The sequence below is a fragment of the Frondihabitans sp. VKM Ac-2883 genome, assembly GCF_015350875.1.
Classification (GTDB): Bacteria; Actinomycetota; Actinomycetes; order Actinomycetales; family Microbacteriaceae; genus Frondihabitans.
Map to the genome: position 1 here is coordinate 102,078 of NZ_JADKSF010000007.1, position 21,664 is coordinate 123,741.

The window sequence follows — 21,664 nt, forward strand, 5'->3', positions numbered from 1 at the left end:
TTCTGTCGTTGCTAGCCCGCGGCGCCTGCTAGACCCGCGCCCCGAGCTCGAATTCGGCCAGCAACCCCGCCATCGGCTTGAGCGGCGGCGTGGCGTACTCGCCGCGCTTGCCGGTCGCGAGTCGGAGGCGCACGAGCGACTCGGCGAAGACGGTCGCGGCCGAGACCCCGTCGACCACCGGAGCGCCGATCTCGTCGGAGAGACGGTGGCAGAGGTCGGCCATCCCGGCGCAGCCGAGCACGACGGCGTCGGCCCCGAGCGCCAGCACCTCGCGGCACTCGGCGACGACCTTCCCGTACGCGTCGGAGGCGGGGTCGTCGAGTTCCAGCACCGGGATCTCGCAGGCCCGGACAGCGACGCACACGTCGGCAAAGCCGTAGCGCTGGACCAACTCGTGAGCGCGGCCGGTCGTGCGACCGAGGGTCGTGACGATGCCGAACGTTCGCCCGAGCATCGCCGCGGCGTGCATCGCGGCCTCGGCGATCCCGAGCACGGGGCCCGACGCGATCTCGCGCGCCGCGTCCAGGCCCGGGTCGCCGAAGCACGCGACGACGAAGGCATCCACGCCGCCGGCCTCCCCCTCGCGCACCTGCTCAAGCAGGCCCGGAACGGCGAGTGACTCCTCGTAGTGGCTCTCGATCGACGCGGGACCCATGCTCGGATTCACCGCCTCGACCAGGGTGGAGGGGCCGGCCACCTCGCGAGCGCATCGGCCGATCGACTCGGTCATGCTCGCGGTGGTGTTGGGGTTGACGACGCGGATCAGCATCAGATGGCCTCCTCCAAGGTGCCGTCGTTGACTGTCTCGTCGGTGGCGGAGAGCTCGGGCATCCGGGGCGAGAGCGTCTCGAAGAGCCAGAACAGGGCAAGGCCGAGAGCACAGCCGATGAACCAGCCGTAGTTGCCGAGCCAGGTGAAGTCGGGGCCGCCGAGGTCCTCGGTGATCGTCGGCACGAGCGCCGCGGCGACCGAGATGCCTCCGGCGATGACCATGGTCCACACGGCGTTGGGGTTGAAGCCGCGCTTGAACCAGTACCGACCGGTCGGCTCCATCGAGAAGAGGTCGTCGACCGCCACGCGCTGCTTGCCGACGAGGTAGTAGCCGGCGATGAGGAGGCCGAACAGCGGGCCGATCAGAGCGCCAAGCACTCCCAGCGTGTACTGGATGGCCTGGGGGTTGCCGTACCAGTTCCACGGTGTGAGGAGCACGGAGCCGACGGCCGCGATCATGCCGCCCATGCGCCACGAGATCTTTCGCGGCGCCACGTTCGAGAAGTCGAAGGCCGGCGAGATGAAGTTCGCGACGATGTTGATGCCGACCGTCGCGGTGACGAAGGTGAGCCCGCCGAGGAGGATCGCGAACGGGGCACCGATCGCCTGCACCGTCTCGATCGGGTCAGTGATGAGCCGGCCGAAGACTGGAACGGTCGCCGAAGCGCAGAGCACCGTGAGAATGGAGAAGAACAGGAAGTTCACCGGGAGCCCCAGGAAGTTGCCGCGCTTGACCGCTGTGAAACTCTTGCCGTAGCGCGAGAAGTCGCCGAAGTTGAGCATCGGGCCCGAGAAGTAGCTGACCACGATCGCCACGGCCGAGATCATCACGGGGATCGCTGCGCTCAGCGGCAGCGGCTCGCCGACCGACAGGTTCAAGCTGATATTGCCCCATCCGGCCTTCGCCACGAGGCAGATCGCCAGCGCGATCATGATCACGTAGACGGCCGGGCCGGCAAAGTCGATGAACTTGCGGATCGTCTCCATTCCGCGCCAGAACAGCGCCGCCTGGGCGACCCAGAGGATCGCGTACGAGATCCAGCCGAGAGCGTTCAGCCCAAGGAACGAATGGTCGAGAAGAGCGGCCGACGACGGGATGAACTTCAAGAAGATGATGTTCAGCGACTGCGCGGCGAGGAACGTCTGCACGCCGTACCAGGCCATCGCGATCAGCCCGCGGATGATGGCGGGGATGTTCGCCCCGAGCACGCCGAACACCGCACGGTTGATCACCGGGAACGGCACGCCGGTCTTCTGACTCGGCTTCGCCACGAGGTTCGTAAAGACCATGACGATGAGGATCCCGACGACCAGGGAAATCAGCACCTGCCAGCTCGCGATACCGAGGGCGAACAGGCTTCCGGCCGTGACGTAGCCTCCGACCGAGTGGACGTCCGACATCCAGAAGGCGAAGAAGTTGTAGCCGCCCCAGGTCTGCTTGCGGAGGGGAGCCAGGTCTTCGTTGGTGAGGCGGGGGTCGTACTCGGGCTTGACGAGGCCGCTGCCTGCCGGGTGACCGGCGGCTTCGACGACGTCGTGGGGGCCGGTGAGCGGGGGCTGCGTGCCCGGCTGCTGGCTTGCCTGCAGGCCCGTCTGGTGGCCTGCCTTCGTACCCGGCTGGTGGCTTGCCTGCGCGTTCGCCTGCTCGCGCGGATCGGCGGACGTGGTGGGTGGAACGACGTTCGTTGCCAAAGCAACCTCCTGTGCGGCTGGTACCCTTCGAGGGCGGAAGAGACGTGCTGGTGATCCCGATGCTCGGCACCGGCAGGCGTTCATGTTCCTTCGAAAATGAACCTATTGCTTCACTTTTTCGCCCTCGTTTCACCTTTGTAACAAGCGTGTGACAGCAACTGCTTCACACCCTCTCGACCCAAGGGGGAGCATGACCGACGAAATGTCGTCCGTCGGCCAGCTCGATGCCGAGGCCCTCGGCGCACGGCTCCGGGTGCTGCGAAAGGGTGCGGGGCTGACCCTCCGCGAGCTCGCCGACGCCCTCGACATCTCGGCGAGCGCCGTCTCGCAGATCGAACGCGGCGTCAGACGACCGTCCGTGAGCCGGCTGCTCGCTATCGTGCAGGTTCTCGGCCGACCGCTGGCAGACGTGTTCGACGAGACCGGGGAGCCTGAGGCCGGGGCTGCGCCGTCGGATCCTTCGGGGTATGTGCTCGCCCGCTCCGGCGCCTCGAAGCCGGTGACGCTCGGCACCGGCGTGGTGTTCCGCCGGCTGTCGCCCGCGACCACCACGGGCGTCGACTTCTTCGAGTCCACGTACCCGGCGGGGTCGGTCGCGACCGACCTCGACACGCTCATCACGCACGAGGGCTACGAAGTCGGCACGGTCACGGCCGGCGAGCTCACGATCGACTTCCCCGACGAGCGGGTGGTGCTGCGTGCGGGCGACTCGATCACGTTCCCGTGCGCGCTGCCCCACCGGATGGGCAACACCGGCACGGTCGACGCTGTCGCCACCTGGCTGATCGTCCACTCGTAGCGGCCGTTTCTCGCCGGGCTCAGGCGCGGGTGGTTTCGTGGGGGTATGCGATACGTGATCATCGGTGCGGGTGCCATCGGCGGAGTCCTCGGTGCGCGGCTGGCGCAGCACGGGTCGCCCCACGAGCCCCTGCTCATTGCGAGAGGGGACCACGGCGCGCTCATCGCGGCCGATGGGTTGCGGATTCGCTCGCCCGAGAGCGACGTCGTCGTGCGAGTGCCGGTGGCGGCCTCGCCCGGTGAAGTACGCCTGGAGGCCGACGACGTACTCGTGGTCGCAACCAAGACGCAGTCGCTCGACGAGGCACTGCGCGACTGGGTCGATCGGCCCGTCTACTCGGGCGACGCCGTGGCCGGAACCGCCGGCTCGTCACTGCCGCTGCTGGTCGCCCTCAACGGACTCGAAGGCGAACGCATCGCTTCCCGCTACTTCGATCGCGTCTTCGGGGTGTGCGTATGGCTGCCAGGCGTGCACCTCGTGCCGGGAGAGGTGCTGGTCCGCATCGCGCCGTCGAGCGGCACCTTCATCATCGGGCGGTTCGGCGCAGTGGCATCCAACGCTGACCTCGACCTACTGGCGACCCTCGAGGCCGACTGGGAGGCGGCCGGCTTCCGCGTCTTCATCGACGACGACGTGATGCGCTGGAAGCACCGCAAGCTCCTGTCGAACCTCGGCAACGCCGTCCAGGCGATTCTCGGTCCGTCCGATCCGTCAGCTGGCGCCATCCACGGCGCCCTCGAGGCCGAGGCCGTCGAGCTCTACCACTCGCTCGGCATCTCGTGGCCGTCCGACGCCGCAGAAGCCGAGCGGCGCGGCAACGCCTTTGACATCCGGCCGGTGCCGGGCGCACCCGATGAGCTTGGCGGCTCCTCGTGGCAGTCCGTCCAGCGCGGCGGATCCATCGAGACCGACTACCTGAACGGCGAGATCGCGCTGCTCGCGCGGCTGCACGGCCGTACGGCGCCGCTAAACGCCGAGGTGCAGCGGTTGGCGCGGGTCGGGCCCGGGGCCGCGGACGAGCTGCGGCGGCTCTTCGCTGAGGTGGGCTGACCGGGCTGCTGGCTGGCTGGTTGCGCCGCTCCGGCTGCTGTGGGCCGCTCGGGCAGCTCCTGGTGCTCGCGCAGCTCCGGGTTGCTCGCGCTGCTCCTGGTTGCCTGGGCAGCTCCTGGTGCTCGCGCTGCTCCGGGCCGCTCGGTCTTGCTCCGCTCCGCCGGTTTGGCAATTCAGGCTATAGGCGTCCCGGTCGGGATCACGCCGCGCCCCGTCCAGCCGCCCGCCCACCCGGCGCGGCTCTGGCCTGATTTGCCGACGTGATAGAGCGCTCGAGCGGCGCACGGCGCCGGGAGCCAGGCACCGGGCCCTGGGCGCCGGGCCCTGGGCGCCGGGCCCCAGGCACCGGGCCCCAGGCACCGGGCCCCAGCCCGGCATGCCCTCCCCTAAGCCTCCGGCGGCTCCTGCGCCGCAGCCACGATCCCCCGCAGCCTGCCGAGGTAGTACCGCTGAGGCCACGTCCGCACCACGCCCGGCACCCTCGGATACACCACCCCCACACCACGCCAGAGCAGATCGGCCCGGCGCTCACGCCGGACCGACCACGGCAACTCGAATTCGGCCCGCACCCTCGGCGGCAGAAGTCCCGCGGTCACGAAACGCACCAGCGGCATCACGCGCCGAACCCACCACGGCGCCTCGCTGGCCCGCCAGAGCGCCTCGGCCTGCTCACGCACCGTGCCATCGACCTCGAGCCGCGCGCAGGAGTCGTCCCAGTACTGCCGAAACGCCGCGCGACTCTCCGGCCACATGCCCGGCGGTACGTCGAGCGCGGTGCCGAGTGCCGCGTACCGCTCGTAGAGCCGATCGGCCTCCGCCTCAGGCAGATGCCCCAGCACGCGCGCATGAATCCTCATCGCCGTGTCGTACAGCGTCGCCGCAACCCACAACTGCGCCTCCGGATCGCGCGCGTCGTACACCACGCCCTCATCCGTCCCCCTCACGGGCGTGTGCATGCGGCTGACGAACCCGGCGGCTGCCTCGCGGTCGGCCTCCGTGCCCGCCATCACCGCATACACGTACATGAGCGTGCCGTGCAGCCGCCCCATCGGATTGCGCGCGAAGTCGCTGTGCCGCGCGACACCGTGCCCGACATCGGGTCGCGCCAGCTGCAGCAGAATCGCGCGGCCCGCACCCAACAGGAGCACGGCCTCGCTCACAGGATCGATACGGACCATGGCCGCACGCTACCGCCTACTTCTTGCGCGTCACCAACGCGGTGGCGTACGACGCGAACCACTGGCCGGCCGCGGGGCCTCCGTTGCAGGTGCCGTCGCTGGATCCTGGGGTTTTGACCCAGAGAAGGGCATCGAGATTCGAGGATCCGGCGGTCACGTGCGGGTCCTGACCGAGACCCGCACCCGGCGCGTTGCACCACGTGCCCCTGTAGCCTCGGCCGTTGCGCGACACGTCGATGACGTAGTGCGAATCGCCCGTCAGCGCGCTGATCTGGTCGGCGTAGGCGCGCTCGCTCGTGACATCGACGTAGTTGGCGACGTTCGTGTAGAAACCTCTGGCGGAGGCGATTCCTGCCTTGGTCAGCAGGCCGGCCATGACGCTCGGAGCCAGCCACCGCGAATTGCCGCCGTCGAGGTACGCCGGCACGCCGTTCGCCGCGAACTGCTCCGCCGCCGACTTGAGCTGGGTGAAGCGCTCCTCGCCGACCGTGGCACACGTGGTGGCGTGCCCGAGCGAATCGGGCTCGATCAGCACGACGGCGTGGTGGCCCTTCAGAGTCGTGGCGATGGTGGTGTTCCACTCGGCGTAGGCGCTCGGTGAAAGGCCTCCGGCGGAGTAGCCACCGCAGTCGCGCCCTGGAATCGCGTAGGTGACGAAGACGGCCGTCTTGCCTGCTGCATCGGCCGCCCGTGCATTCTTCAGGACGTACGCGGCCAATTTGTCGCCGGTGTACCAGTCGCCCAGCCAGATGGCGACGGGACGCCGGGCGATGTAGGCGGCCGATGCGGCGTCGGCCGAGTTGCCCGCCGCTCGGAGCTCCGCGGCACGCTTTGCGGCGACGCTGTCGACCTGGTTGTAGAGGCCTCCGGCGAGGACGACGGTGTTCGGCGCGGTCTGGATGCTGGTGGCGGCGTTCGCCGGGGTGGCAGCGGCCACGGCGAGAAGCGCGAGTGCGGCGAGAGCTGCGATCAGGCGTGGCATGGGGGTCCGCATCGTGTAAAGGCCAAGTTGGTGAGCTCACCTCAGCACTATGCGAGGGGGCCGGGTAGCCGCACTTCGGGGGACCGCGCGCCGTGGGCCTTGGCCCTGACACGCCCCCTCGCCAATCGCGGCCCCTCGTCTCGTCGGCCCCGCGACACACCGCCCAGCGGCACCTCGCGCCTCCCGCCTCGCGTCCGTTGTCAGCCCCGTGGCACCTCAGCCCTCACCCCCGTCGTCGGCAAATCAGGCCATATGCAGCGTGCCGCCCTCACACCCCCGCGAGCCTGGGCCCGCCTCCGCAGCGGCGCGCTTATGGCCTGATTTGCCAACGGGCCACCCAGCCGGGGCCGCGTCGGGGCGGCCTCATCCTCGCCTCCCCAGGGCCCTCCCTCGACGCCGTTCTCCCCAGATCAACGTCACCGCGGCACAGAAGGACGCCGTTCCCACACCGTGGATGCATGACTTCCATCTCCGGGCTCGTCCACTTGCACGGCGGCCTCCTGCACAAACGTCAACTCGTCGAGAAGGGCGCTCACGATCGGCACCTCACCTGGGCCGTCCGTAAGGGTGAGGTGCGACGGCCGAGGCGCGGCTGGTACTCGACCTGGCCCCCTCACGACCCGAGGTTCATCGCGGTGCAGGTCGGTGGTCGCCTGACCGGCGCATCAGCTCTTCAATCGATGGGCGCCTGGCTGTGGCACGAGCCCCGCATCACGGTGTCGGTGCCGAAGAACGCGAGTCGCCTGCGTCGGGCGAGTCGGGTTCGGGTGGTGTGGGATCCCCCCGAGGTCGCCGAGCGAGGCACCAACCACTCCGTGGGGCTGCGGGATGCCCTGCGTGAGGCCCTTCTCGAGCTGCCCTTCGAGGAGGTAGTCGCCGTTCTCGACTGGGCGTTGTACACCGAGCATCTCGGCATCGGCGAGATTTCTGCGCTGGTCGAGGGGCTCCCGCGAGACGTGCAGGGAATCGTCGACTGGGTCGACGAGAAGTGCCAGAGCATCATCGAGAGCATCAGCCGCACTCGGTTTCGCCGAGCCGGCCATGACGTCGAGACCCAGGTGCCCGTCGACCGGAACAAGGCCATCGACATCGTGGTCGACGGTGTCGTCGGCCTCGAATTGGATGGCCGGTCGTTCCATCAGGACTCGTTCGAGAAGGATCGCTGCAAAGATCTCGAGATCATCATCGAGGGGCGGGCGGCCATCCGCGCCAGCTACCGGATGGTCCGTCACGGGTGGGAGCGCGTGCTGCTCGCCGTCGAGACAGCGGCCTCGAACCACCGCGAGAGTGGTGCTCGCGTCGGCGTCGGCAATTCAGGCCCGGGGCCGCGGCCGCCTCGCAGAGGCCCGCGCCTCTGGGCCCTGCCTTGCCGGAGGCGCCCCAAGCCTGAATTGCCGCCGGGCGCCAGCGCGGGTGCTGGCACAGGCACCAGCCGCCCCGGCCGCTCGCGGCGGAGCGCACCCTCGCGCATCGCTACCATCGTCTGGTGACCTCCCCCTCGCGCTGGCTGCTCCGCCTGGCCCTCGTCACCGTCCTCGTCGGCATCGGCAGCGGCCTGAGCGGCATGGTCGTCAGCTGGCTGCTACATCTGCTGGAGCACGTGACCTACGGCTTCGGCGAGGGCTCGTTTCTCGACGAGCTGCCCACGCCCAGCAGCGAGCTCAAGGTGTTCGCGCTCTTCCTCGCGGGCACGATCGGCGGTTTCGGCTGGTGGGCCCTCCGCAAGTGGGGCACGAAGGTGGTCAGCGTCGAAGATGCAGTCACCGGCAAGCGCATGCCCCTGTGGTCGAGCCTGGGCAACATCTCGTTGCAGATCATCATCGTCGGCTTGGGTGCGAGCATCGGGCGCGAGGTGGCGCCGCGCGAGCTCGCCGCCCTGGTGGCGCAGTGGATCACGCGCAAGACGGGCGTGACGGCCCGCGAAGCGAAGATCCTGGTGGCGTGCGGCGCGGGCGCGGGACTCGCAGCGGTCTACGACGTGCCGTTGGGCGGGGCCGTCTTCGCCGTCGAGATCCTTCTGGCCGAGCTCAGTATCGCGACCGTCCTCCCCGCGATCGCGACGTCGGCCATCGCAGCGCTGGTCGCTCGACTGGTCACCAGTCCGGCGCCGCTTTATACCGTTCCGCCTCTCGAGCTCAGCCCGAGCCTCATCGTCTGGTCGATCATCGCGGGCCCGGTGGTCGGTTTCGCCGCTCTGGGTTTCGTCGTCCTGGCGAAGTGGGCCGGAGCCATCCGCCCGAAGAACTGGCTGATCCTCATCGTCATGCCCGTGATCTTCACCCTGGTCGGCGTGCTCTCGATCTGGTTCCCCGAGATCCTCGGCAACGGTCGGGCTCTCGGCCAGCTGGGCTTCACCGGCACGGCTCCGTTGCTGCTGATCCTGCTGGTCGTCGCGCTCAAGTTCATCTCGACCATCAGCACGATCGGCGCGGGCGCGGCCGGCGGCACCCTCACGCCGTCACTGGCTCTCGGCGCGGGTCTCGGCGCCGGGCTGGGCGGCTTCTGGCTGCTGCTCTGGCCGGGTTCGAGCATCTCGGCGTTCGCGTTCGTCGCGGCAGCCGCATTTCTGGCCGGGTCGATGCGGGCTCCTCTGACCGCCCTCGTTCTGGTCGTCGAGTTCACCGGTCAGGGCCAGGCGATTCTGGTGCCGGCGTTGCTGGCAATCGCAGGATCCGTCATGGTCGGCTACATGACAACCCGTCGCCGTGACTGGGCCAAGACCCCGCGCGGCGAGGGCGTCGCTTGACGCCGACCCGAGGCGCCGTGGCACGGCAACCACCGGCGCCGCGCACGTCGACCCCAGGCGTCGCCTGACGCCGACCCCGCCAAGTAGGCTTTCCCCACACCGCTTTCTGGAGGACCAATGATCCACTCGCCCAACCGCCTGCTCAGCACGATCTTCGGTATCGTCCTCCTGCTGGTCGGGCTGTTCGGATTCTTCCTGGCGACGCCGTACCCGTTCGCTACCGCAGAGGGCGGCGTTCTGATCGGCCTCTTCGCCGCGAACGGCTTCCTTAGCCTGATCCACGTGCTCCTCGGGGCAGTCCTTCTCCTCGCGGGTCTCGGCGGGGTCCGTCCGGCGAAGGTCTTCAACATCTTGTTTGGCCTCGGCCTGGTCGTCTTCGCGCTGGTCGGCTTCGGCATCGCTCACACGGGTGCCAACATCTTCGCGCTGAACACCCCGACGATCCTGCTCCACCTGGTCGTCGGCCTTGCCCTCCTCGCTGCCGGTCTCGGTGCCGACAAGGTGATTCTGCGGGCCCCGTCCGCCGCTGTCGCGAAGGCCTGAAACGCTCGGTTCTGAGGTCTGGTGCCACACGTCCACTCGGGCTAAGGTTAGGGTCACCTAACCCCGACCGAGGAGGGCCCATGTCGACCATCCCGTTCTCCCAGGCGCTGCGCGATCGTGGCACGCGCCCCGTGTCCGGGGTGGGAGCGTCCGGCCCCGGGGCATCCGAGCGCTTCATGTCCGATCTGCTCACCGGCCGCCGTACCCGCGATGACTACATCGCGATGGTCGCTCAGAACTTCTTCGTTTACGGCGCCCTCGAGCGCGCGGCGGAGGCCAGGCGTTCCGATCCGGTCGCGGCGATGTTCATGTCGCCGTCGCTGACCCGGTTGCCGGCGATCCGCGAAGACCTTCGCTTCCTGCTCGGCGAGGGCTGGCAGAGCGAGATCGCACCCATGCCGACGACTCTCCGGTACGTCGACCGAATCGAGCGCGTTGCGGCCGTGAGCACCGGCGGTTTCGTCGCCCACCACTACACCCGCTATCTCGGCGATCTGTCGGGTTGCGCGATCATCCGCTCGATCATGCAGCGGCAGTTCGGCTTCGACACGAACGGCATCGGCTTCTACGTCTTCGCCGATATCGCCAAGCCGAAGGAATTCAAGTCGACCTACCGTCGCCAGCTCGACAATGTCGGATGGTCGGCGAACGAGCAGCAGCTCGTCATCGACGAGGCGCAGACGGCGCACGACCTGACCGAGAGTCTCTTCGCCGAGCTCGACGGTCGGGCTGTCCGCGCCGCCTGAAGCGACGCCCGGCAAGCACCGCACGCCGGAGCGGGCCAGTCCAGATCAAACCACACCAGAGCAGGCCAGCCCATAAGGATCCGGCCACCCCCGCGCCGCTACGACTTCGCTATCGTCTCCGCCTGGATCGCCGGCACCCTCGTCGCCTGCGACATGAACCGCCGTACGTCGAGGTCGACGATGATGTCGGCCGGCCGGAGAGGCCGCGACAGGTAGAGGCCGTCGAGCGAGGTGATGCGGCTGAGCGCGACGTAGGTCTGCCCGGCGCTGAAGACGCGCGATCCGAGGTCGACGATCGCTCGGTCGTAGGTCTTGCCCTGCGACTTGTGGATCGTCACGGCCCAGGCCAGGCGCAGAGGAAACTGTTGGAACTCAGCGACGATGTCTTTCTTGAGCTCTTTGGTCGTGGCCGAGTAGCTGTACTTGTACTTCTCCCAGACCGCGGGCTGCACCTCGACCTCTTCGCCGTCGAGCTCGACGAACACGGTGTCGCGGATGCGGGTGACGACGCCCACCGACCCGTTGACCCAGCGCTGCTCGGAGTCGTTGCGGAGGAACATGACCTGCGCCCCGGGCTTGAGTTCGAGGGCGTCGTCGGCCGGGAACGTACGACCGCCGAAGTCGCCGGTGACATCGGCCTTGGCGGTCTTGATGGTGCCGGGGAGGCGCGAGAGCTCGAGCTTGTTGATGCGCGCGACGGTGTCGTTGCGCGTGGCGAGGGTGATGGCACCGCCGTCGGTGGGCAGCTCGCGGGCGCCGGCCTGGTTGAGTGCGCCGGCGATCTCGGCGGTGACACGGCCGTGACGCACGGCGTTCAACATTTCTTTGAATCCGGCGTCGCTCTGTCGGTGGATGAACGCAAGCTCGAGGATGCGCAGCGACGCGTCGTCCCAGACGTGCGCGTCGAAGAACCACATCGAGCGGTAGTGATCTCGGAAGTAGGCGCGCTCTTCGGGATCGCCGGGCACCGGCGCGAGCTGGTACGGGTCGCCGAAAAGCACCACCTGCACTCCGCCGAAGGCCTCATTACGTCGCTGTCGAGCCTGGCGGAGCGACCGGTCGATGGCGTCGAGGAGGTCGGCGTTCACCATCGAGACCTCGTCGATCACGAGGGTGTCGATGGTGTTGAGCAGTTTGCGCAGCTCGGCGTTCTGCTCGATGTCGTGGTCGGCGATGAGGCCGATCGGCAGTCGGAACAGCGAGTGGATCGTCTGGCCGCCGACGTTGAGCGCCGCGACACCGGTCGGGGCGCAGATGACGATCTGCTTGGAGGTGTTCCACGACAGGTGGTTGAGCAACGTCGATTTGCCGGTGCCGGCCCGGCCCGTCACGAAGATGTGCTCGCGGGTGTTCTCGATCGCGTCGTAGACCGCGGCCTGCTCGGCCGACAGCTCGGGGGCTGGACTCATGCGTCACCCCTTTCGTTCACACCTCCAATCTACCCGGCGCCCACGAGGGGCACGGCCGCACGAAGTTAGGATGTGGACATGCTGGCGCCTGGGGGGACGACGAAGCGTGCCCTCCTCATCTGGGGCGGCCTTCTCGCTCTCGTCGTCGTGGCTTTCATCGCAACGGTCGTCATCCTCAATGCGACCGTCTACAGCGCCTCCGGCTTTGTGCGGGGCTACCTCGGTGCCCTCGATCGCGGCGACACGAACAGCGCTCTGCATCTCGCGGGAATCCAGCCGGGAGCCGAAGACGATCTGCTCGCTGTGCCCGAGGAGGGCCGAGTCCGCGATTTCCACACGACCCGCGACGTCGTGTCCGGTGGGGTGCACCGGGTGGCGGCGGAGTTTCGGCTCGGCCGCGACGAGGGCGGACAAGACGGCAAAGACAGCAACGACAGTAAGAACAGCCAGAGCGAGATCCGCCGGGCCACCTTCGCGGTCGAACGCGACGGCACGATCGGCGGCCTCTTCTCGGGCTGGAAGTTCACCACGGCGCCGACCGCCTCCGTCGAGGTCACTCCGCTGCACGATCCGCGCTTCGAGGCCAACGGCGTCGACATCCGCGCCGCGAGCGCCGACCTGGCCACCCGTTACACGGTGCTGGCTCCCGCCGTGTTCGACCTGACGCACGACAGCACCTACCTCACCGCCAAGACGACGACCGTCGTGGCGGCGAGCCCGGGCACTGTCGCGCGAGCGACCGTGTCGGTGGCGCCGAAGGCGAGCTTCCTCAGCAAAGTCAAAGTCGATGTGACCAAGTACCTGAAGACCACGTGCCTTCCGCAGCGGGTGCTGCTCCCGGCGGGCTGCCCATTCGGGGAGGAGGTCGACGATCGACTCACGTCGGATCCTCGGTGGAGCATGACGACCTACCCGCCCGTGGCGCTCCGAGCAACAGCGACGCCGGGGGTCTGGCTCGTGACTCGCGCGACCGGCCGCGCCCACCTCGAGGTCGATACGCAGTCGCTGTACGACGGCAGCGATGTGCCGATCAGCCGTGACGTGCCGTTCCAGGTGGAGTACCTGGTCACGATCGGGTCGGACAACGGCTTGACCATCACGCCCCGCTGACACCTCGATTTCGACAACGGACAAGCGGCCAAACGAGACTGTTCGCTAGGGTCGTGGCATGGATCAGGCAGCTATCTCACCAATAGTCCACATCCAGAACTTCCGAATGGTCTTCGGCCGCACGACAGTCATCGACGATCTGTCGTTCGACATCGAGGCCGGCGAGACTTTCGGCTTTCTCGGATCGAACGGGTCGGGCAAGACGACGACCATCCGCGCGCTGCTCGGCATCTACCAGCCGACCGGCGGCACGCTGCACATCGACGGTCGGCCGTTTTCGCCCGAGCGGGGGTCCCGGCTGGGCTACCTGCCCGAGGAGCGCGGGCTCTACAAGAAGGAGTCGGTGATCGACGTGATGACCTACTTCGGACGCCTCAAGGGCCTGTCGAAGACGGAGTCGAAGCGGTGGTCGCTGAACTACCTCGAGCGGGTGAGCCTTGCCGATAAGGCTGCGACGCGGCTCGACAAGCTGTCGGGCGGCCAGCAGCAGAAGGTGCAGCTCGGGGTGACGATCATGAACCAGCCCGAGCTGCTGATCCTCGACGAGCCGACGAAGGGGTTCGACCCGGTCAACCGGCGTCTGCTGATGGACATCATCGAAGAGCAGAAGCGGCAGGGCGCCACCGTGCTCATGGTCACCCACCAGATGGAGGAGGTCGAGCGGCTCTGCGATCGGGTGATCCTGCTGAAGAACGGGCGCAGCGAGGCGTACGGCACCATCCCCGAGGTGCAGGATCAGTTCGGCGGCACGATGGTGCGCCTCCGCTACTCGGGTGACATCGCCGAGTCGTCGAAATACCTGGTGACGCTCCGCGAGCGCAACTACGCCGAGCTCACCGTGACCGAGGGCGCCGACGAAGCGGCGATCCTTCGCGACCTGGTCGAAGCCGGAGTCGCGGTGCGCGGCTTCGAGACGTCGAAGCTCAGCCTCGACGACATCTTCCTGCGGGTGTATGGCGACGAGGCCGGCACCGCGTCGGATCCTGATACTGCCAAGGATCCGGCCCAGCCCACCGCGGGGGTGGCTGCCTGATGGCCCGCCACAACCTCTCGACGGTCGTCTCGTTCGAGATCACCCGCACGCTCACCAAGCGCCGGTTCTGGATCACCACCCTCATCGTGCCGGTCATCATCGGCATCGTGGTCGCGCTGATCGTCGCCGCCAACACGTCGACCGACAACAGCGTCACGTCGCAGAAAGACCAGAAGTTCAGCTTCTCGTACAGCGACGCCTCCGGGGTGGTCGACCCGGCGATCGTGAAGTCGCTCGGCGGCACCGAGGCCTCCTCCGGCGCCGATGCCATCGCCGCGGTCAAGAGCGGCGACCTCGACGCCTACTTCGCCTACCCGGCCGATCCCGCGAAGCAGGCCACCAAGGTCTACGGCGTCGACAAGGGCATCTTCGACAACGGCAAATACTCGTCGGTCGCGACGCGCATCCTCACCGCGAGCGCCGAGGCGAAGGTCGGCGACGCGAAGCTGTCGAGCCTCGTCCAGGGCACCGGGCCGGTCGAGGCGACCACCTATGACTCCTCCGGGAACCTCTCGGGCGGCATCGGAAGCGTCATCCCGCCGCTGCTGTTCCTTGCGCTGTTCTACGTCGTGATCCTGCTGCTCGGCAATCAGATGCTGACCTCGACGCTGGAGGAGAAGGAGAACCGTGTCACCGAGATGATCCTGACGACGCTCAACCCGACGACCCTCATCATCGGCAAGGTGATCTCGCTCTTCGTCGTCGGCATCGCGCAGATGCTCGTGTTCGCGCTGCCGATCGTGATTGGCTTCCTCTTCTTCCGGAGCTCCCTGAACATCCCCGCGTTCGACCTCTCGAATCTGCAGATCGATCCGTTCCAGATGGTCATCGGGGCTCTGCTCCTGATCGGCGGCTTTATCCTCTTCACCGGCACCCTCGTCGCGGTCGGTGCGATCATGCCGACGGCGAAAGACGCGGGCCAGATCTTCGGCGTGATGATCGCCCTCATGTTCGTGCCGTTCTACGCGGTCACGCTCATCGTCTCCGATCCGCACTCGTTCATCGTGCAGATCTTCACCTGGTTCCCGTACTCGGCACCGGTCACCGCGCTGCTGCGCAACGGCTTCTCGTCGCTGTCGCCGGCCGAGGCCATCGGTGTCGTCGCCGAGCAGTTCGTGCTCGGTCTCATCGTGCTGCAGGTCGCGGTGCGCCTCTTCCGCTACGGCTCGATCGAGTACACCCGCAAGGTGTCGCTGACGTCGATCCTGCCCCGGCGCCAGGCGGCGGCGGTCGGCAAGTAGCGTGACCCCTGACGAGCTGCTCGGCACGTGGCACTTCACCCGAATGGTCGACGACCGAAGAGACGACCGAAGGATCCCGGTGCACGGCACCGCGACCTTCTCCCGTTCCGGCCCCGACCGAATCGTGTGGGTGGAGTCGGGCACGATGAGCCTGCCGGGCGGGGAGGTTCCGATCTCGACCGAGCGTGTGCTGGAACGCGGCCCCGAGGGATCCTGGGCCACGAATTTCGCGGACGGCCGCGGATTCCACGACTGGCGCTGGGGCGCTGAACTCGTGCACGACTGCGCGCCCGACCTCTATTCGGGGCGGCTCGACGGCGACGCGAGTGGCTGGCGGATGCGCTGGGCGGCGTCCGGCCCGAGCAAGGACTACGTGATCGAGACGTCGTACCGACGGCTGTAAGGGTGTGGCGTGCCCCTCGTGTAACGCGCTCGTTAAGGCTTGTGGATAAAGTCTGCAGACCCCGCACCGTCTGATTAGGGTGATCTGTGACCCCCGATGAGGGGGGTCGTGATCACGCAAGGGGACGACATGTTTTTCCACTCGACTAATCGACTGAAGGCCGGTGTCGCGGTCGCGGCCTTGGCACTGGGGGCAGCTCTGATCAGCGCCGGCCCCGCTCAGGCAGCGGGGCCCGCACACACGGCCAGAAGCGGGCACGGGGGCGGCAGCAGCAGCTCGACACTCGCGCCGCGCAGCCAGTTCACGATGGCGGCCGACGGGTCGTCCGGGCTCACGCAGGGCGGTGAGGGCATCCCCAACATCGACAGCGTCAAGTCGACGATCGCGAAGTACTACGGCGACCCCGGCACGGGCATCGCCTCGAAGACCTCGTCGCCCTACATCAGCGAGATGTCGAGCATCGTGGCGAAGCAGACGCGCAGCCTTAAGGCGATCTACCAGAAGGCGATCCGCCACCACGAGAAGCCCGCGATCGTCTTCGACGCCGACGACACCACGTTGATGACCTACGACATGGAGGTGGCCGACATGCACTTCACCTTCGACCCCGCCGAGCAAGACGTCTGGGTGCAAGACCAGCGGTTCCCCGCCACCCCGTCGATGGTGTCGATGGTCGAGACCGCCAAAAAGATAGGCTTCACGATCTTCGGTCTCACCGGTCGCAACGACGATCAGAAGGCCGCGACCCTCGGCAACCTGAAGAAGGTCGGCTACACCGCTTTCACGTCGAAGAACTTCTACACGAAATGGACCGGCAAGGGCACCTCGCAGCAGCCCTCGTACGTCACCTGCGCAACTGCCAAGTGCACGACCGTCGAGTACAAGGCGCTCACGCGCAAGCACATCGAGAAGCAGGGCTACGACATCGCACTGAACGTGGGCGACCAGTGGTCTGACCTGCAGGGCGGCTACGCCGACCGCGTGCTTAAGCTCCCTAATCCGACGTACTACCTGCCGTCGACCGACCTGCCCGGGGTCAAAGAGCCGCGTCTCGCCCCCCGGACGCACTTCGTCATGAAGGCCGACGGCTCCTCCGGTCTGACGCAGTCGGGCGAGGGCATCCCCAACATCGACAGCGTCAAGTCGACCATCGCCGCCTACTACGGCGACACGGGCACCGGGCTGTCGAACAAGACCTCGTCGCCCTACATCAGCGAGATGCAGAAGATCCTCAAGCGCGAGATCCCCCGCGTCGCGTCGCAGTGCTACGCCGCCTCCACCAAGGGCCAGAAGCCCGCGATCGTTCTCGACGCCGACGACACGACGCTCTGGACGTACGACATGGAGGTGGCCGACATGCACTTCACGTTCGACCCCGCCGAGCAAGACGTGTGGGTGCAAGACCAGCGGTTCCCCGCCACCCCGGGCATGACGACCCTGGCCGGCGTCGCCAAGGCCGCGGGCTGCACGCTGATCGGTCTGACGGGTCGCAACGACGATCAGAAGACCGCGACGCTGGCGAACCTCACCAAGGTGGGCTACTCCGGCTTCACGGCCGAGAACTACTACACCAAGTGGACCGGCAAAGGCGCCTCGCAGCAGCCGTCGTACGTCACGTGCGCCGCGGCGAAGTGCACCACCATCGAGTACAAGTCGCAGACCCGAGCTCACGTCGAGTCGGCAGCCGGTGGCGGGTACACCGTGGTGGCGAACTACGGCGACCAGTTCAGCGACCTGATCGGCGGGCACGCCAAGCGCACGGTCAAGCTGCCGAACCCGACGTACTACCTGCCCTAATACGGCGCTTGCGCTGGCAGCACTCGCTCTGACCCGGCGCTCTATCTGACAGCATCTGACCCTCGCGTTCGGCGGTCGAGGTGGTCCTAGGACCACCTCGACCGCCGGCCGCGAGGGTCTACGCATGTGTGGCCGCCCTCAGAGGAGATGCGTCGGATCCTGGGCCCTTGTCGCCATTCGGCAATTCAGGCCAGAGACGCACTCGCCGCTGACTGGCGCCGGCATCACTGCGACTAGCTGCCCCTGTCCTGAATTGCCACACCGCGGGGAGGGCCTGCGAGCTCGGATGCGGCTACAGCGCCTTCTCCTCGATCCCCCACGGCGAGCCATAGCCCTTGGGCGCATCGGCGGCGAGCAGCGACAGGAACGGCCGCGCGTCGAATGCCTCGGGCCCGAGCACGCCGGCCCCAGACCACACCCCGGTCGCCAGCAGCTCGAGCGCGATCACCGGGTTGATCGCCGTCTGCCAGACGACAGCCTGCGACGAGTACTCCGCCATCGTCTGCTCGTTGTCGGCCACGTGATAGAGGTAGGTCGAGCGCGGCTTTCCGTCTTTGCCGGTGCCCTTCACCCACACGCCCGCGCAGGTCTTGCCGCTCATCTTGTCGCCGAGGGTCGCAGGATCCGGCAACCCGGCCGCCACCACATCGCGCGGTGCCACCTTCACTCCCTTGACCTCCAGCGGCTCGGTCTTATCCAAGCCCAGCATGTGAAGGGTCTTGAGCACCTCGATGAATTCGTTCCCGAGACCGTACTTAAACGTCACCTTCTTCGCTTTGGTCCACCGCGGCATCAGGAGCACCTCTTCGTGCTCGACGTTGACGCACTCCACCGGCCCGATGCCGTCGGGGAAGTCGAAGACCTCCGGCTCGGAGAACGGCGCCGTGGTGTACCACCCGCGCTCTTTTTCGAACACCACGGGCGGGTTGAGGCACTCTTCGATGGTGGTCCAGATCGAGAAGGAGGGGGCGAAGTCGTAGCCCTCGACGACGAGGTTCGCCCCGTCGCGCACGCCGAGCTCGTCGATCTCGCTGAAGAGCTCATCTTCGGCGTAGCGCGCGAAGACGTCCGAGAGACCGGGCTCGACGCCGATGCCCACGACGGCCAGCGCTCCCTTGTCTGCCCAGTCGGACGCCACGGCGAACTGGTCGTCTCCGAGCTTCTTGCCGGTCTGGGTGTGCGGGTCGGTCGGGTGCGGGGTCGACAGGCTCATCGCCATATCGAGGTAGGTCGCACCGGCCTCGAAGCAGCCGTCGAAGATCGGCATGACGAAGCGCGGATCGACCGCGTTCAGCACGTGGGTGATCTCGTGCGCGCGGATGAGCTCGGCGACCGAGGCGGCCGACGAGGCGTCGACCTGGGCGGCGACGAGACGCGCGTCACCGACGGCGGCGACCAGAGCGGCCGGGCGGGCGGGGTCGTAGTCGGCGACCACGAGCGTGTCGAAGAAGTTGCGGCGCACGGCGATGCGCACGGCGGCGGAGCCGACACCGCCGGCGCCGATGATGAGTACCTTCATGAGGAGCTAGGGCCGTTCGTTGGAGTCGGATGGATCGGAGGGGCTCGTGGGAATGCTCGGTGACGCCGGCGCGACACCGGTGCGACGGGTGCCGCGAACTCGCTTGCCGGTCTCGGTGTCGATCGCGATCGCTCCGGTGGGCAGGTTCGACAGGTCGGAGGCGACGACGGTCGGAAAGTATCCCGAGTCGGGCAGACCGAAGTTCGCGACGACACCCTCCCCGGGGGCGAGCACGTAGTCGCTGCGCTTGACGAGTGTTTCGCCGCGGAAGAACTCGGGGCGGCGCAACCGCCAGAGCAGCATCAGCACCACTCCGACGAGGAGGCCCCCGATGCCGACGACCGCCTGCGCACCAATGCCGATGATCGTGATGTTCTTGCCGTCGGCGTCGGTCAGCCAGTCGGGCGCCGCGAAGGCGTAGACCCCGTAGACGAAAACACCGAGCAGCGACAGCCCGCCGAGCAGAGGGAAGAGACCGCGCATGATGAAGTTCCGCGGCGAGGTGAAGAGCGTTCTGCGGTAGTACCAGACGCAGGCGAAGCCGGTGAGGCCGTAGTAGAAGGCGATCATCAAGCCGATCGAGCCGATCAGGGCGCTGAGCAGGTCGACGCTGATCAGAGTGAAGATCAGGTAGAAGGCCACCGAGACGATGCCCATGCCGATGGTCGACCAGGTCGGGGTGAGGTACTTCGGGTGGATTCGGGCGAACTGCTCGGGCAGGGCCTTGTAGACCGCCATCGAGAGCGAGGTGCGCGCGGTCGGCAGAATGGTCGTCTGCGTCGAGGCCGATGCACTGGTGAGGATCGAGAAGCCGAGCAGAGCCATCAGGATCGAGCCCACCGCTCCTCCCCCGAACAGTGCCGGCCCGACCGACGAGAAGACATCCAGCGCGTTGTCCTCGTTGGCGAGGCCGATACCCTGGTCGCCCACTCCGGCGAACGCGATGGTGGCCACGGCGACCAGCACGTAGGTCACGAGCAGGAGCACCGTCGAGATGATGGCCGCGCGACCCGGCGTCTTCTCGGGATCCTTCGTTTCTTCGTTGATCGAGACTGCGGTGTCCCAACCCCAGTAGATGAAGATCGCCGTGAGCATCGCGGGGGCGATGGTGCCCGGGCCGAGCGCGAACGGGTTCAACCAGTCGAGCGACGGCATCAGCGAGTACGACTCGGCGTTGCCGGAGTAGACGCGGACGAGCGCGAAGACGGCGAAGAAGATGAGGATGATCACCTCGAACGCCAGCAGGAAGTACTGCAGCCGCGCCGAGATCTCGATGCCGCGGTAGCAGATGTACGTCATGACGACGATCCAGGCGATGCCCGCGGCGGTCGACCAGAACACGTTGCTCGATAGGGCGGCGACGGCCGGCAGCCCGAAGCTGCCGACGAACGTGAACGAATACGAGCCGGCGATCGAGGCGAGGTTCGCCATGACGATCACGTCGGCCACGATGATCCCCCAGCCGCCCATCCAGCCGGTGATCGGGCCGAAGGCCCGCGACGCCCAGGTGAAGGTCGTGCCGCAGTCGGGCTCGGCCTTGTTGAGCTCCTGGTAGGCGACGGCGATGAGATACATCGGCACGAACGCCAGCAGGATGATGCCCGGAGCGTGCACACCCGCGACGAGCGTGCCGCCGATGACGATGTACCCGAGGCTCGCCGCGAGGCTGTACGCCGGAGCGGTCGACGCGATGCCGACGACCACGCTCGAGACGAGGCCGAGCGATCCGCCCTTGAGCCCCTTGGTGTCGACGGGCTGCGTCGTCGTGGTCGGTGTGGTCATGGGGTCTCCATCACGGTGCGGGAACAGCAGCGGGAAGAACGGGTTGGCCCACCCAATCGTTAGACGCCAGAGACCGTCAATGCCGTTCCGTCCCACTCGGACGGTGCTCGGCGACGTTCTGGCACCCCAGACGCGATCGAGGCACCCCGCACACACGGGAGTGAGAGCTAGGGCCGGAGCTAGAGCGAACCCGCAGCCAACCCCAGCGACACCTCGAGCGTCCGCCGCATGAGGTGCGAGCGCTCGGCCGCGGTGCGGTAGTCGACGAGCGAGTAGGCCGTGATGGAGTCGATCAGGGCCAAGAACTGCAGGGCGACGAGGTCGGAGTCGGATCCTTCGAATTCGCGCCCCTCCATGCCGCGACGCACGACCGAGCAGATCAGCTCGTGCCAGGCGGTCATGTTGTCGCGGGCGGCCCGCGCGAGGGCGACGTTGTGGCGGCCCATCGACCAGGCGTCGGCCCAGACGGAGTTGAAGTTGCCGTGCGTGTCTTCGAGCAGGCTGCCGACGAGGAGGCGGAGGGCTTCGAGTGCCGAGTCGAAACCGGCGATGTCGCGCCGCGCCTCGTTGAGCTCGATCCCGGCGAGCTCTTCGAACGTGCGGGCGACGAGCGCGGTCATCGACGGCTCGTGCGCGGCGATGTCACCCGGGCTCAGACCGGCCGTCGATGCCAGGCGTCGAAGCGTGATGCCCGACAGACCGAACGAGAAGGCGATCGTGCGCGCGGCAGCGTCGATCTCAGCGTGGCGCCCGGAGGGGCCATCCTGTGCGAACGGGTCGCTGGTCGACATGAGCATGATCCTAGAGGGAGCGCGGGCCTGCCTCACCCCCCAGTCCTCGTGCGACCCAGACGTGGGGTCACT

19 protein-coding genes are annotated in these 21,664 nt (G+C 67.6%); 11 read left to right on the forward strand and 8 right to left on the reverse strand.

All coding sequences use genetic code 11. The features are described from left to right. Positions 1-28: 28 nt before the first annotated feature. Positions 29-769: an aspartate/glutamate racemase family protein gene (locus ITJ49_RS13525; protein WP_194606144.1), complete on the reverse strand. Its 741-nt coding sequence runs from the start codon at positions 767-769 to the stop codon at positions 29-31. Then, positions 769-2,463, reverse strand: coding sequence for an NCS1 family nucleobase:cation symporter-1 (locus tag ITJ49_RS13530; RefSeq protein ID WP_228514484.1), 1,695 nt, complete (start codon positions 2,461-2,463; stop codon positions 769-771). Before ITJ49_RS13530 ends, ITJ49_RS13525 begins: the two co-directional genes overlap by 1 nt. Before the next feature lie 190 nt (positions 2,464-2,653). On the opposite strand from ITJ49_RS13530, the gene ITJ49_RS13535 reads away from it, so the two are divergent. After that, a complete protein-coding gene (locus tag ITJ49_RS13535) occupies positions 2,654-3,262 on the forward strand; it encodes a helix-turn-helix domain-containing protein (protein ID WP_055961404.1) in 609 nt (202 codons plus the stop codon). Positions 3,263-3,307: 45 nt separating this feature from the next. After that, positions 3,308-4,312 carry a ketopantoate reductase family protein gene (locus tag ITJ49_RS13540; protein ID WP_194606145.1) on the forward strand — a complete coding sequence of 335 codons (1,005 nt, stop codon included), beginning with the start codon at positions 3,308-3,310 and terminating at the stop codon, positions 4,310-4,312. Positions 4,313-4,698: 386 nt separating this feature from the next. Here ITJ49_RS13540 and ITJ49_RS13545 read toward each other — a convergent pair whose 3' ends face one another. Next, positions 4,699-5,490, reverse strand: coding sequence for an oxygenase MpaB family protein (locus tag ITJ49_RS13545; RefSeq protein WP_194606146.1), 792 nt, complete (start codon positions 5,488-5,490; stop codon positions 4,699-4,701). 16 nt (positions 5,491-5,506) lie between these two features. After that, complete coding sequence (locus ITJ49_RS13550; protein ID WP_228514485.1) at positions 5,507-6,472, reverse strand: glycoside hydrolase family 6 protein; 966 nt, start codon at positions 6,470-6,472, stop codon at positions 5,507-5,509. A 458-nt stretch (positions 6,473-6,930) separates the two neighbouring features. Between ITJ49_RS13550 and ITJ49_RS13555 the strand changes: the two genes are divergently transcribed. The 4 genes from ITJ49_RS13555 (at position 6,931) to ITJ49_RS13570 (ending at position 10,507) form a co-directional block, all read left to right on the forward strand. After that, a complete protein-coding gene (locus tag ITJ49_RS13555) occupies positions 6,931-7,962 on the forward strand; it encodes a type IV toxin-antitoxin system AbiEi family antitoxin domain-containing protein (RefSeq protein ID WP_194606148.1) in 1,032 nt (343 codons plus the stop codon). Then, entirely contained in the window at positions 7,959-9,218 is a 1,260-nt protein-coding gene (locus ITJ49_RS13560) for a chloride channel protein (RefSeq protein ID WP_370544523.1), read from the forward strand. Before ITJ49_RS13555 ends, ITJ49_RS13560 begins: the two co-directional genes overlap by 4 nt. A 117-nt stretch (positions 9,219-9,335) precedes the next feature. Further along, on the forward strand, positions 9,336-9,761 hold the full coding sequence (locus ITJ49_RS13565) for a DUF4383 domain-containing protein (RefSeq protein WP_055961421.1): 426 nt from the start codon (positions 9,336-9,338) through the stop codon (positions 9,759-9,761). Between the two features lie 80 nt (positions 9,762-9,841). Next, positions 9,842-10,507, forward strand: a complete 666-nt coding sequence (locus tag ITJ49_RS13570) for a heme oxygenase (biliverdin-producing) (RefSeq protein ID WP_194606149.1) — start codon at positions 9,842-9,844, stop codon at positions 10,505-10,507. Positions 10,508-10,605: 98 nt separating this feature from the next. On the opposite strand, the gene ITJ49_RS13575 is transcribed toward ITJ49_RS13570, so the two are convergent. Beyond that, positions 10,606-11,916 (reverse strand): ATP-dependent RecD-like DNA helicase, encoded by a 1,311-nt coding sequence (locus ITJ49_RS13575; RefSeq protein ID WP_055961427.1) that lies wholly within the window; start codon positions 11,914-11,916, stop codon positions 10,606-10,608. 78 nt (positions 11,917-11,994) lie between these two features. On the opposite strand from ITJ49_RS13575, the gene ITJ49_RS13580 reads away from it, so the two are divergent. The 5 genes from ITJ49_RS13580 (at position 11,995) to ITJ49_RS13600 (ending at position 17,500) form a co-directional block, all read left to right on the forward strand. Beyond that, positions 11,995-13,026, forward strand: a complete 1,032-nt coding sequence (locus tag ITJ49_RS13580) for a hypothetical protein (RefSeq protein WP_194606150.1) — start codon at positions 11,995-11,997, stop codon at positions 13,024-13,026. Positions 13,027-13,084: 58 nt separating this feature from the next. Next, positions 13,085-14,059: an ABC transporter ATP-binding protein gene (locus ITJ49_RS13585; protein WP_228514486.1), complete on the forward strand. Its 975-nt coding sequence runs from the start codon at positions 13,085-13,087 to the stop codon at positions 14,057-14,059. Continuing rightward, positions 14,059-15,300, forward strand: coding sequence for an ABC transporter permease (locus ITJ49_RS13590; protein ID WP_194606151.1), 1,242 nt, complete (start codon positions 14,059-14,061; stop codon positions 15,298-15,300). Before ITJ49_RS13585 ends, ITJ49_RS13590 begins: the two co-directional genes overlap by 1 nt. Before the next feature lies 1 nt (position 15,301). Then, the gene (locus ITJ49_RS13595) at positions 15,302-15,703 is read left to right on the forward strand and encodes a DUF6314 family protein (RefSeq protein WP_194606152.1); all 402 of its coding nucleotides are present in this window, start codon (positions 15,302-15,304) and stop codon (positions 15,701-15,703) included. Positions 15,704-15,832: 129 nt separating this feature from the next. Next, positions 15,833-17,500 carry an HAD family acid phosphatase gene (locus tag ITJ49_RS13600; protein ID WP_194606153.1) on the forward strand — a complete coding sequence of 556 codons (1,668 nt, stop codon included), beginning with the start codon at positions 15,833-15,835 and terminating at the stop codon, positions 17,498-17,500. Between the two features lie 292 nt (positions 17,501-17,792). Here the strand turns inward: ITJ49_RS13600 and ITJ49_RS13605 are convergent, their stop codons facing one another. The 3 genes from ITJ49_RS13605 to ITJ49_RS13615 form a co-directional block, all read right to left on the reverse strand. Then, a complete protein-coding gene (locus tag ITJ49_RS13605; RefSeq protein ID WP_194606154.1) occupies positions 17,793-19,019 on the reverse strand; it encodes a saccharopine dehydrogenase family protein in 1,227 nt (408 codons plus the stop codon). Between the two features lie 6 nt (positions 19,020-19,025). Then, on the reverse strand, positions 19,026-20,801 hold the full coding sequence (locus ITJ49_RS13610; RefSeq protein WP_194606155.1) for an APC family permease: 1,776 nt from the start codon (positions 20,799-20,801) through the stop codon (positions 19,026-19,028). A gap of 179 nt (positions 20,802-20,980) precedes the next feature. Beyond that, the gene (locus ITJ49_RS13615; RefSeq protein ID WP_194606156.1) at positions 20,981-21,592 is read right to left on the reverse strand and encodes a TetR family transcriptional regulator C-terminal domain-containing protein; all 612 of its coding nucleotides are present in this window, start codon (positions 21,590-21,592) and stop codon (positions 20,981-20,983) included. Between the last annotated feature and the right edge of the window lie 72 nt (positions 21,593-21,664).